Below are 12,835 nucleotides of genomic sequence, written 5' to 3'. Positions count from 1 at the left end.
ATAAAAATGAAAAACCCTAGTGAAATTAACAGCAAAAAGATTTTTGAAATCATTCTTCAATTAGGACTTGTATTTCTGGTTTTGGCCTTTTGTGCAAAACTATTATCCCCATTTGTAATGCCCGTACTTTGGGCAATTATATTTGCGATAATATTGCATCCCATCTATAATTTGCTGCAAAAGAAATTAAAAGGACGCAAAAGCATGGCTTCCTTTCTAATAATTAGTTTGATATTATTACTCTTGTTTATACCTGCTTTCTATTTTTTCAGTGCGGTAACTTCAAATATTTTAGACTTGAAATCACAAATTGAGACCAACACACTTAAAATTCATGCTCCAACTCAAAAAATTAAAGATTGGCCAATAATCGGAAACAAACTCTATGACTTTTTATATGCAACCTCAACAAATTTAAAACAAGCCATGATAGATTATAGAGAGCCAATAATAGAAATTTCTAAAAAAGTAGCCGGAAGCGTTGTAAGTTCAGCAGTTGGTTTTTTGCAAATAATTTTATCCATAATCATAGCAGGAGTTTTTTTGGTTTCGAGTAGTGCTCAAAAATTAGCTACTAATTTTATCATGAGAATTGCAGGGACCAGAGGCGAAGAAGTTTTAAGTATTTCAACATCTACAGTGCAACAAGTAGTTAAAGGAATTATTGGTGTAGCAATCATTCAAACTATCATACAAGCAGTGGGACTTTTCCTTTGTGGTGTTCCGTTTGCTGGGATTTTAACATTACTGTGTTTTATGTTTTCTATTATTCAAATTGGTCCTATACTAGTCAATATTGGGGTAATCATCTATTTATTTTCGACTGGCGACAGTAATACTGCTGCTATTTTTTGGACCGTATATTTCCTCTTAAGCGGTCTTTCGGATAATGTGTTAAAACCCATTTTGTTAGGCAAAGGCGCTGTTGTACCCATGCTAGTTATTTTTCTGGGCGTAATTGGCGGTTTCATCATGTCTGGGTTTATTGGAATGTTTATAGGTCCAATTGTGTTTTCCATTGGATATAAATTATTTTCTTCGTGGTTGGAGGATTTGCCAGAAAATGTTGATGTCTAATTAATTTAAAAAATCAACTCTTATTTATAGTTAGTTTCACGAAAAAAAATTAATTTTTACTCAATATAATAACTATTTTATTAAAATCTGCCGCAGCATTGATGACATTTTTATATTCTTCAAATTTATTAAGGGGATAATCCACACTATTATAAAACTCATTATTAATAATCGTTATTGTGTTATCTTTCTCAGAATAATTGCTAATAAATCCAGCCACTGTTTTATTGTTAATTTGAGTTTTAAAATCCATAACAAACTTTTCTAGATTTTTTGTCTTAGTTCCTTTTGGTAGTTTAATTATTATGTTTCTCACATAGGAATGTGGATGATCAATTTCTATGGGAAGCACTCTTTTATTTTCCTGATACAATTCCATTTGACTTCCTATTAGTTTTCCAACAGAAAACAAATAATTACCTCCAGCATTTTGAATTAACTCTTTGCCATCAAAAGAAATTTTCATTATGTAAGGTTTTTTACCGATGAACTCTACTCCATCATTCTCAGTTTTTAACGAAGTGTATTCAGCATCTAAAGTATAATTATCAGCGATACTTTTCAAAATCTTTTGGAATTGATCTGCAGGTACATAATCTTTTATTGGTTGAAAATTAAGTGCTGAATACCCTCCAAAAGAAACAATTGTAGTAATCTTTGGATTTTCAATATCTTCTGTAAAATCAGCAGTAATATCCATCACATCATTGGTGACTTCTGCACCTGGAAGTTCAATAAATCCAATTTCACTAATCCCCATTCCTACTCCACCAAATATTTTCTCACTGATAAATAGCCCGTTATTATTTCCCAATTTGTCTGGAAATAAAGGAATTCTATATTCTATTTCTGTTGGTATTAAGTATTTTTTTATTCCTGGAAAATATAAAAGTGCTTCATCCAAGTTTTCATAACTTTCAAAATCTTTATCAAATGGAATATTAAATCGGTCAGAAGCTAAAACTACTTTAGTTTCAATTTTATATTGCTTTAAAATTGCCATATAAATTTTTAATAAATCTACTTTATTAGCTTGTTTGGTTTTAATAATATCTGTAATGGTTTCATTGCTCTCGGCATAAATATTATAGGTTATTGACTTTTTAATTTTATTTTCGATGTTCCAAATTTGCTCCTGAAGATTATCAGTTTTTGGAATTTGACTACAAAAATCTTCCACCGCTTTTAATTGCTTTTTATCAAGAATTGGATTGATTCTATCATAGAAGTTAGAAGTGAACTTGGAAAAACTATTGATATTTTTTGCTCCTGAATAATAATTTTCGTCCAATTTGTATCTAAATAATTTTAAATTGACATCTCTATTTGAATATTTTTCATCGTCTTCAAGTGCTACTATATTTTGATCGGCTACTTTTATTACATTTTTTAAAGTATCAGCAGCTTTTTCTAATATAGGCTCTGGCAAACCATTATAGGATTTGGTTTTGAATTTCAAATGTTTTGGAAAAATAAGCTGAAATTCATTTTGTGCAATAGGAACGTTCGATTGCATTCTGAATGTTTTTCCATCTAAATCTGGAATTTCAGCAAGAATAAATATTTTTTCAATAACACTTCCTATATCTAATCCTGTAATGGCAAAATAATTATATTTTAATTGTTTTTCTTCGTCCACCTCTTCTTTAATATCCTTTTTATCAAGAGTAATTCTTTTACCGTCCTTTTGAATTACTCTTAGTTTGGTAACAATAGCACTTTCATCCATTTTAAAAGGGATATAAATTTTGTTATTGCGTTCAATAGCATCATTTGAATTGATGTATGTTTTTTCATGAATTAAGTAATATTGTTTTACTTCTTTTCCTTTAACATCAAGTTCTATTTTAATATTTCTAAAGAGTACCACCTCTTTTTCGTTTTTATAGTTTTCTGGAATTGTAATTGGAGCTTTTTTATTGTCCCAATCATAATCTTTAAAGCTATAATCTTGGGCATACATATTTGTAGTTAGAATAATAAAAGTAATAGTGGTTGCTATGAGTTTACAATTTAATTTCATGGGTGCTAGATGAGTTTGATGAATATGGTGTGATTTGATAAGTTTATTTTTCTTTTAAAATAATAGTTTCCGAATAGTTTGATTTCAATTTTTTAATGGTTTCATTCCACAAAGGAAAATCCGTTACTTCCAATATTATTTTTTTTAGCTCTATTGTAGATTGCATAACAATACTATTATTTTTTTGTTGGTATTCAATTTTTACTTTTAACAGTTCGTTTTCTAAATCAACGTTTTTAGGTATGTATTTTACTTGGCAATTTTGAGGAATAATACATTCCACAAAAGAGTAAAATTTACTCAGATAATCGAAATCAAAACTAGATTCACGATCTTTTTCTATAGTAGATTTTTCATAATATTTGTCAAACATTAAATTGATGTACAACTCTTTATCTACTTTTATAATGTAATTATCAATATCAAAATCATAATGAACATCATAAGGTTTATCTCTTTCTCTGATATTATCTTCACAAAAGTCATAAAGATTAAATTTGTTATTTCCTTTGAGTACCAAACTTTTAATCTTTTCAAACTTGGTTTTGTTGCTCGAATCTCCTATTTGATTTAAAGTATTGGTTCTGTTGTAACCTTCAATTTCAAGATGACCCGTACCGATAATTTTATCGTTTTTGATAGTTAATAAAACAGAATCTTTTATCGCATTTTTTTCAGCATTGGTTACAGGCACTTTGACAATTTGAAATTTATCACCGTTGTATAACAAAGCTTCTTTTTCTTGAATGAAAGCTGTAGGGATTCCATATTGAGTTTCTTGATCGGTAGCATCTAAAAATATATATTCAGTGCCTTTCTTATATACTGCTATCATGTGATCTATAGCAGCAGAAGTCGCTATTTGACTAAATGAATACGGTAAGTTTCGACTGCCAATCCATGCTAAATATACATTAGGAATATTGGCATATTTTGCCATTGATGTGATGATACTTGCCATGTCTTTGCAATCGCCAAATTTACGTTCATATACCAAACTTGCTTGACGCGGAATAAAACCTTCATATCCGTTTTCAAAAGCAATGTACTTCACATTATCTTTTACCCAATAAAAAATAGCTTTTAACTTTTCCTCGTCTGTTTTTTTATTCTCAATTATAGAAAGTGTTTGGTTTTTTAGTGCTTCATCTTCTACTAAATTAAGGTCTTTTACAAATCCACTATTATAGTCATACATTCTTTGAATATCCCCTAAAAGTTCTGTCTTCTTATTGTCAATGGTAAAATCTTTAATATAAAAAACGATATGAGGAACTCTATATAAATATCCTGGAGAACTTTGCTCAAACTTAATAGGTTTGCTATCTTTTAATGTCCATTGATAGATATAGCTGTCTTTTTTATCTATTTTATTAAATTCGATAGCATGATTTGGGTCATTAAATATCACAAAACCAATATTAATTGATTTATCAGTTTTAATTTCAATGGTAGCATTTTTTGTGGGTAATACATCACTGAAAATAAATTTGTGTAACAAATTTGGATCTGTAAATTCAGTTGAGTATTTATACAACTTTTTAGCACCCGATTCCAAATTTGGGAAAACCAATTGTTTTATTTTAATGTCATCATGAAATACTGAACCATTTTGCGATTGTTTCTCCATAGCTTGAGTAACTTTTATCTTCCTATCTCTACCTTTATCTTGTACAATTGTATAAGCATCATATGAAAGTAGTTTTACAAAATCAGAATAAGTAAAGGTTTCTTTATTATTCTGAATACCGTTTTCAGATAATATAATTGATTCATATTGATTGTCTTGTAATACTTTCAATTTTTTGTCTACTAAGCTAATTGAATAGGAAGTTGAATTATTTACAATCAATTCATTATAATCGGGATATTCTTTTTTATATGTCTCAAAATTAGTTTGAGCATTAATACTATTTACTGAAAGGATAGTAATTCCTAATAACAAAAAGTTTCTATTTACTGATTTCCACCAAAGAGTCTGCATCATATTTTTTTGTTGTTGTTATTATACCATTAGTATAAATTTGAGTTTTTCCGTGGAGTTCATCATTTTTATATTCTGCTTTGATCCAAGGTTTTCCATCTTCTTTGAAATATTCTTGAATACCTTCGTAATCGTTATCTACAAAATGTTCTTTTAGATAAATATTTCCATTGGAGTAGTATTCTATTCTATCGTTATTTAACAAATCGTTTTTATAAAAACTAGAGTATTCTGGCTTTCCTAGTTCACTATTAATAATAAAATTGCCCTCTTTATTTCCTTTGTTAAATGTAAATTGTATCGCTATTTTTCCATTTGGATAATTTGATGTAACGACCCCAGACTCATTTATCAACTCCACTTTTTCAGTCAATTGTCCTGTTTTTGATTTCTTCATGTAGTAAAGAGGAACGTTATTAAGGTAAAAAATACTAACGAGTGGCTCTCCTTTTTTATTATAATAAATAAATTCTCCTTCTATATCGTCATCAACTTGGCTATATTCAAATAGCTTCATTTGATTACTATAATAACGAGTCGTTTTGCCATACTCATCTCCAAAGAGGTATTCTGAACAAATTTTTAAATTTCCAGCTAAATCATAATTCTTTGAAAGTCCATTTATATCTCCATTATAATAGGTTTGTTCTAACAGTAGAGTATTATTTGGTCCATATTCTTTATAGCTATTTTGCAATGCTCCGTTTTTATACTCTGCTTCTATAAGCACGTTATTGTATTTATCTTTTCGTAAATATATACCATCCATATATCCATTTTTTAGACTATATTTTTGGGTTGTTATTCCAGCATTCATTGAATATGAAAAAGCACCGCTTTTATTGTTATACTCTATAGTTGTTTCTTTTTCACCTTTGTAATTATGTAAATCACTTGAAATTATTATGCCGTTATAACAATTATCATTGGATATCAATTTTCCAGATTGGTTATACGTTTTTTTGTCTCCCATAAGTTCATCGTTTTTATAAAAACCTTCGATCATTAATTTTCCGTCGGGATAATAGACTTTGTATGGACCGTTCAAATCGCCTTTTGAGTAATAAAGAGTTTTTCTTAAACCTCTATCGTTGAAAATATCATTTCTTCCATTCAAAGTGTCATTTTCAAAATTTAGGATAGAGGTAATGTTGCCGTTTTTATTATAGAGCGTGTTTAAACCTTGTTGTTGGCCTTTAGAAAAGTTTGAAATCATTTCAAGATTTCCGGAAGTGTAATTATTTTTCCATTCGCCGTTTCTTCTTCCTTTTTCAAAAGAGCCAGTTGCCATCACTCTACCGTCTAGGGATTTGATTTCAAAAGATTTTCGAGCTAAGTTAATTTCAGTAGGTTTTGGATTATTTCTCGAATATTGTTTAATGAATTTAATTTCTTTTGAATTATAGAGTTCTTCATAATATTTTTCTCCAGAAGGGTTATAATATATGGTCATCATTAATTCTCCTTTATCATTATAGGTTGATTCTACAGACTTAATCCCTGTGGCATAATACTCATTTGAAAGACTAATTTTATTATCTTTATAGATGTATTCTTCTTTTAATTTTTGATTAGGGTAATATTTTTTAAATGTTCCTACAATTTTATCATTCAAATATTCTGCCTCTTCAGAAATTGTTTTTGAATCGTAATATTTTTTATATTTACCGTTTACCTCGCCGTTTTTATAGTTTACAACAGAAGTAATATCCCCAACTTTATTATAGCTGCTATATTGACCTTCCATTTTTCCCAAAACATAGTTGCCTTCCGATTTTTTTGACCCATTTGGGTAGAAACAAACTAATAATCCTTCCAATTCTCCTTTTGAGTAGTTTCCATCACAGTTAACACCTCCTGTAATATTATAAGATGTTGTCTTTCCCTCCAATACGCCTTCGTGATAGTTTTCTACAAGACTAATATTTCCACTAGGATAATATACTGTTCTTTTGCCTTCTAGTTTTCCTTTGGCAAAAGATTTTTCTTCTGAAAGTTTACCTTCGTCATCATAATATTTTTGTAAACCATTGAGTTCATTGTTTTCAAATTGCAATTCGCCATCGAGATTTTCATATTTATTCAAAAGTTTAAAACGACCTTCTTTTTTACCATCTACGAACGTTCCGATTAAATAAGGTGTACTGTTTTCTAGATAAACTATTACTTCTTTTTGGGTACCAAAAATGTCTAGCTTTCGTTTAGCAAAATATGTCCAAAAATCCTTGGATATATAATCTTCCGTAAATTGAATAATTTTCTTTTTTTGGGAAGTTAAATTTTTACCCAATTCATTTTCCATGGCTAATAACATGTAATAGGAGAATCCTTCAATCTGTTTTTGATCAGCAACTGATTTTAACCAAGGGATATAATTTGTTTCAAAAAAACCATCTCCTATTTTGTGCGATTGTGAATACTCTAGTACAGCTTGTACTTGTCGTGTAACAACATCGTCAATTTTGGATTCTATTTTATAAGCACTACGCAATGGTAATTGGTTTCTTAGAATGGTTTCTAATTCCTCAAAATTATCACCACTTTTAGAAAATACATAATTACTTTTTGTCAAATAGTTATCTCCATATTTGGCGTTCATTTTTAGAATGGCATTCTTAGCAAATTTACCATTAGGTGCTATAATTAAATAACTCAACATAGCCATAGTTCCTTCTGAGATTTTACCATTATCAAAAGCTATCAATCCTAATAAATAATGAGATGAAGCGCTATTAGGATTTTGTGAAATGATATTTTCCAATACGTCAATACACTTTTGCAACTCTTGTTTTCTGTAATATAATAGTGCTAAATTATACAAATGATTACTAGAATTTGGGATAACTAGTAATCCTTCTTTAAATACCCTTTCAGAGTCGTCGTACAGTTTTTCATCACTCAGGTAACTACCATATAGAGTGTATAAAGTGGGAAGTTTTTGCATCTCGTTGGTTTTATACAACTTTTCAAAATGACTTTTAAGCAAATCTTTTTTCTCCAAAGCAAACAATGATATCGCTTTTTCATATTGTGCAGTGGGGTAATTTGGATCCAAAGAATCTACTTTATTATATTCATCTATTGACTCCTGGTATTTTTTTTCTTCATACAATCGAATACCATTCTTGATAAAAGAATCAGCACTGTAAATAACAGTATAATCGGTTTGAGCAATAATAGTAGTGTAAACAAAAAGGAACGAGGCAAAAACAAAACTTTTCATTATAAAATTTCTAAATTGATTTTTTTCAAATATAAAATAAATAGTTTTTAGAATAAAATATTAATTACGGCTTTTCTATTTATTTATAGTAATTATAGATTATCCAATACATTTAATATGAATAATTATATATAATATTTAAAATAAAGCTTGATAATCATTCAAATGGAAAAGTTTATGAATGTTATTATTCATAATAATTTGTTTATTAAAGATGAAATTCCATATTATTAGAAATCAACAGATATGATTAAAAATTAATATCTTTGAAAAATTAAAATTTATTACTACTATGAAAAAGTTAATTATTTTAGGGTGCATTTCCCTATTTATGTTGAGTTGCGGTTCCACTTCAATAGAAAAATCTTGGCATGAACCAGGTACGACTATATCCAATAGCGCTGAAAATAAAACTTTTGTAATTGCCATGGTAAAAGATGAAACTTCAAGACGAATTATTGAAGATATCTTAGTGCAACGATTAAACAAAAATGCTGAGGTTTCATATAATGCTATCTCTTTAGCTATGCTGAAAAATGCTAATGTAAATGCATTAGATGATGAATTAAGAAAAGGTAAATTCACACATGTTTTAATGATGCGATTAGCTGATATTAATGAGGAAACTTCTTATGTAGAAGGAACTACATCGGTTTACTATAGTGGCTATGGAAGATATTATAGTTATGGTGCAGGATTCTACTCAACTCCCGGTTACTATACTACAGATAAAAACTATTTTGTAGAAACAACCATTTTTTCTGTTAAACAAGATAAGTTGATTTGGTCTTCTACCTCTAAAACAGTCAATCCAACAAATATCGATAAAACCGTTAATGAAATAGCTGATGTAGTTGCTGAAAGAATGAGAAAAGATGGATTCCTAAAATAAGTACTTTAAAAAAGCTCCCTTTCTATTTATTTTTGAGCAACGAATGTAGATACTACAAATACAAACAAATATTCAATAATGATTCGTTACTCTTTTGTAAATTTTTTTTTAACTTGTTTAGTATTGCTTTCATTTCAAGGCAAGATTGTTGCACAAAATACTTCCGAAATCGAAACAGTAAAGTGTCCAGTAAAATCTTTGCCTGAACTATTTAAGAAAAAAGACTCGTTACTTGTTGTAAAACCATCTAAAAGCAATTTTTTTATTATTATTCCAGTTATTGGTTCACAACCAGCAACTAGTTTTATGTATGGAGTTACCTCACAGTATACCTTTAAAGGAAAAGGTGCTGAGGCCAAATATTCTACCCTAAGTCTTGGGGTAAATTATACCGAGAAGAAACAACTAATAATCAACTTTAAAAACAATGTTATGCTTATGAATAACAGAATTACGTTTAGTGGTGATTGGCGATACTATATTTTTACACAAGCTAACTATGGTTTAGGAACTGATATTATCCCTTCGGCTAGAAATAATGATAATTTTACTATTGATGATATTACAGAACCTATGGATTATAATTATCTGAAATTTCATCAAACTATTTCATGGCGAGTTAAAGGTAATTTTTATGTAGGAACTGGAATTCACATTGATCAGTATTCCGAAATAAATGATAATAATCTTGATATTGAAAACGAAATATTTACTGCCCATTATAATTACAATACAGCAAACGGGTTTAGTAATTCTGAGTATTATGTCAATGGTCTAAGTTTAAATTTATTATATGACTCTCGCGATAATCAAATTAATAGTAATCGTGGCTTATTTGGAAACATTAATGTAAGAATGAATCCAGCTTTAAACAACAATCAAAAACCCAGTTCAGTGCTTTATACTGAATTACGCTATTTTATTCCTTTGAGTAAAACAAATAAGCAACACGTTTTGGGTTTTTGGACTTATGGGCAATTTGTAACTTCAGGCGTTGTGCCCTACCTTAATTTACCCTCCATTGGTTGGGATCAAAGAAGTAGAGCCGGAAAAGGATATGTGCAAGGATTGTTTCGAGGTAATGACTTATCCTACTTAGAGATTGAATACCGATTCCCCATTAGTTGTAACCAACTTATAAGTGGTACGCTATTTTCAAATTTTACCTCAGCAAGTGATACCGATAGAAATATCAAACTGTTACAATATATTCAACCAGCCGCAGGAGTTGGATTACGTATTCTAATTGATAAAGCTACTCGAACCAATTTAATTGCTAACTACGGCTGGGGAAGACAATCAAAAGCGTTTTATCTCAATGCTGGGGAAACATTTTAATTATCTAGAATGGGACTACCAACATCAAAGACACTCACAACCGAGTGTCTTTTGACACCCTGAGCTGAGTTTACCCTGAGCTTGTCGACGGGTCGAAGGGTCGAAGGGTCAAAGGGCAAAAACCTCGTTTTTTGGGACAAGAGGAAAATAACACCCCATAAAAACTCTTTCTATTATTTGTAAGAATAAAGTAATATATTTGATAAATAATAACACAAAACAAACCTTTACCAATCTAACTGATTTGGTTGTATATACGCAAGTTATTGAGGGTATTTAGGAGTTAGCCACAATTTTTTAGAACTTTTGTGCTGAGTACAATGTTTTTTATATATCTTCGTTATTTAATAAATTATATTATCAAATGATACAAACTGAAAAAACTACCACAGAACATTATGATGCTCTTTTAGACATTTTGGGCAGAAAATATATTAATTCAAAAATCGAAAGTCCTTTTGATTTTATTAATATTGCAACTAAAGGTGTTAATGCTAATGTTATAAATAATTTTAGAAAGCACTTTAATATTCCACGTCATACTACTGCAGAGATGCTTAATATTTCAGCACCTACAATTTATCGTTGGGTAAAAGAAGATAAAAAGCTTGAAAGAAATTTTTCAGTACAACTTTTTGAACTAGCAGATCTATTTTTGTATGGAAACGAAGTTTTTGGAAGTCAAACGAATTTTTTTAAATGGTTAGAATTGCCCAACACTGCACTCGGAGGTTTAGAGCCAAAAGAATTGTTAGAAATCCCAAATGGAGTATCTAAAGTAAGAGATTTGCTTGGAAGGATTGAGTATGGTGTATATAGCTAGATGTTATGATAGTTTATAGAATTACGAAAAGTAAACATGCTTCAGATATATCAGGTACAGGTGCTGCATTATTTCCTGGAAGATGGAATCAAAAAGGAACGCCAGTCTTATATACTGGACAATCAATAGAAATTGCATTACTTGAAAATATTGTCCATGCACCTCCAATGATTACTCCTGATCTTGATATTTTAACGTTAGAGATTCCAGATGACTCAATATTAGAATTGAAAATTTCAGATTTGCCCAGTAATTGGTCAAATTATCCAGCGCCAACAATTTTGTCACAAATTGGGCAAGAATGGGTAAATGAAGGAAAAGAAATTTCACTTAAAATTCCAAGTTGTATAATTCATACTTCACACAACTATATTTTAAATTGCCAACATAAAGACTTCAATAGAGTAAAAGTAATAGATCATAGTAAATTTTATTTTGACCCGAGATTAATTAAATAAAACTGCGGCTAACAGGTTACACGCTATTGCGAACCCCGATAGCGGATTTACACCCAAGCGCAGCGAACTGACAAAGTAATCCGTGCCCAGCTCTACAAAATCTTCTCATCTTCATAAAAACCCTAAAACAAACCTCAAGGACACAATGTAAAACTCCTAAATTGTAATTGCTTACCTTTGCCCTAAATTCAAACTAAATGAGCACATTTGAGCAATTCAATCTCCCAAAATCATTACAAAAAGCCGTTGACATTCTTGGGTTAACAACACCAACACCCATTCAAGAAAAATCTTTTTCGGTGATTATGTCGGGTTGCGATATGATGGGAATAGCGCAAACTGGAACTGGTAAGACCTTTGCCTACCTCTTGCCTATCTTAAAACAATGGCAGTTTGTCGCTACTGATACGCCTCGAGTAATGATTTTAGTTCCTACTCGAGAACTAGTAGTTCAAATTGCTGCCGAAGTGGAAAAGTTAACACAATTCATGTCGGTAAGAACACTAGGCGTTTATGGCGGTGTAAACATCAATACCCAAAAAAAAGCCGTTTATAGTGGTATCGACATACTGGTAGGTACACCCGGAAGAATTATGGATTTAGCGCTCGATAACGTTATCCGATTTGACAGTTTACAAAAACTAGTTATTGATGAGTTTGACGAAATACTAAACCTTGGGTTTTTCTCGCAAGTAACTTCTATCCTATCGATGCTAAAAAACAAACGTCAAAACATACTTTTCTCTGCTACTATGACTGAGGAAGTGGATGATATGCTAGAAGAATATTTTGAATTTCCCGAAGAAGTTTCTCTAGCACCAAGTGGCACTCCATTAGAACAAATTGAACAATTGGGTTACAAAACGCCTAATTTTTTAACCAAAGTAAATCTGATTATTGAATTATTAAAAGACGACGCTTTTGAAAGAGTCTTGCTTTTTGTCAATAATAAAAAAACAGCCGATTTATTGGCCGATAAATTAGAAGAAGTTTTTCCAGACCAATTTGGAACGATAC

Annotated in this window: 9 protein-coding genes; 6 read left to right on the top strand and 3 right to left on the bottom strand. The window is 30.2% G+C overall.

What is annotated here, in order from left to right; translation table 11 throughout:
* The first annotated feature begins 6 nt into the window (after positions 1-6).
* Positions 7-1,077 carry an AI-2E family transporter gene (locus ACK5ON_RS01605; protein WP_409819234.1) on the top strand — a complete coding sequence of 357 codons (1,071 nt, stop codon included), beginning with the start codon at positions 7-9 and terminating at the stop codon, positions 1,075-1,077.
* Between the two features lie 49 nt (positions 1,078-1,126).
* Here ACK5ON_RS01605 and ACK5ON_RS01600 read toward each other — a convergent pair whose 3' ends face one another.
* The 3 genes from ACK5ON_RS01600 to ACK5ON_RS01590 are packed head-to-tail and all read right to left on the bottom strand — an operon-like array spanning position 1,127 to position 8,307.
* Complete coding sequence (locus ACK5ON_RS01600) at positions 1,127-3,100, bottom strand: DUF3857 domain-containing protein (protein WP_409819231.1); 1,974 nt, start codon at positions 3,098-3,100, stop codon at positions 1,127-1,129.
* Between the two features lie 43 nt (positions 3,101-3,143).
* Positions 3,144-5,087 (bottom strand): DUF3857 domain-containing protein, encoded by a 1,944-nt coding sequence (locus ACK5ON_RS01595; RefSeq protein ID WP_409819229.1) that lies wholly within the window; start codon positions 5,085-5,087, stop codon positions 3,144-3,146.
* Complete coding sequence (locus tag ACK5ON_RS01590) at positions 5,053-8,307, bottom strand: CDC27 family protein (protein WP_409819227.1); 3,255 nt, start codon at positions 8,305-8,307, stop codon at positions 5,053-5,055. Before ACK5ON_RS01590 ends, ACK5ON_RS01595 begins: the two co-directional genes overlap by 35 nt.
* A gap of 292 nt (positions 8,308-8,599) precedes the next feature.
* Between ACK5ON_RS01590 and ACK5ON_RS01585 the strand changes: the two genes are divergently transcribed.
* The 5 genes from ACK5ON_RS01585 to ACK5ON_RS01565 form a co-directional block, all read left to right on the top strand.
* A complete protein-coding gene (locus ACK5ON_RS01585; RefSeq protein ID WP_409819225.1) occupies positions 8,600-9,199 on the top strand; it encodes a hypothetical protein in 600 nt (199 codons plus the stop codon).
* A gap of 78 nt (positions 9,200-9,277) precedes the next feature.
* Positions 9,278-10,537: a BamA/TamA family outer membrane protein gene (locus tag ACK5ON_RS01580; protein WP_409819223.1), complete on the top strand. Its 1,260-nt coding sequence runs from the start codon at positions 9,278-9,280 to the stop codon at positions 10,535-10,537.
* A gap of 364 nt (positions 10,538-10,901) precedes the next feature.
* A complete protein-coding gene (locus ACK5ON_RS01575; protein ID WP_396174051.1) occupies positions 10,902-11,360 on the top strand; it encodes an antitoxin Xre/MbcA/ParS toxin-binding domain-containing protein in 459 nt (152 codons plus the stop codon).
* A gap of 5 nt (positions 11,361-11,365) precedes the next feature.
* Positions 11,366-11,818: an RES family NAD+ phosphorylase gene (locus ACK5ON_RS01570; protein ID WP_409819220.1), complete on the top strand. Its 453-nt coding sequence runs from the start codon at positions 11,366-11,368 to the stop codon at positions 11,816-11,818.
* 197 nt (positions 11,819-12,015) lie between these two features.
* The coding region (locus tag ACK5ON_RS01565; RefSeq protein ID WP_409819218.1) for a DEAD/DEAH box helicase at positions 12,016-12,835 on the top strand (820 nt) is incomplete at its 3' end.

The sequence above is a fragment of the Flavobacterium sp. genome (genome assembly GCF_046317795.1).
Classification (GTDB): Bacteria; Bacteroidota; Bacteroidia; order Flavobacteriales; family Flavobacteriaceae; genus Flavobacterium.
Note: the sequence above shows the minus strand (reverse complement) of the source record. Positions and strands in the feature narration are given on the sequence as shown.

Coding starts and splice junctions, on each gene's coding strand:
- ACK5ON_RS01605 (WP_409819234.1), top strand. CDS start 7: ATGAAAAACCCTAGTGAAATTAACAGCAAAAAGATTTTTGAAATCATT.
- ACK5ON_RS01600 (WP_409819231.1), bottom strand. CDS start 3,100: ATGAAATTAAATTGTAAACTCATAGCAACCACTATTACTTTTATTATT.
- ACK5ON_RS01595 (WP_409819229.1), bottom strand. CDS start 5,087: ATGATGCAGACTCTTTGGTGGAAATCAGTAAATAGAAACTTTTTGTTA.
- ACK5ON_RS01590 (WP_409819227.1), bottom strand. CDS start 8,307: ATGAAAAGTTTTGTTTTTGCCTCGTTCCTTTTTGTTTACACTACTATT.
- ACK5ON_RS01585 (WP_409819225.1), top strand. CDS start 8,600: ATGAAAAAGTTAATTATTTTAGGGTGCATTTCCCTATTTATGTTGAGT.
- ACK5ON_RS01580 (WP_409819223.1), top strand. CDS start 9,278: ATGATTCGTTACTCTTTTGTAAATTTTTTTTTAACTTGTTTAGTATTG.
- ACK5ON_RS01575 (WP_396174051.1), top strand. CDS start 10,902: ATGATACAAACTGAAAAAACTACCACAGAACATTATGATGCTCTTTTA.
- ACK5ON_RS01570 (WP_409819220.1), top strand. CDS start 11,366: ATGATAGTTTATAGAATTACGAAAAGTAAACATGCTTCAGATATATCA.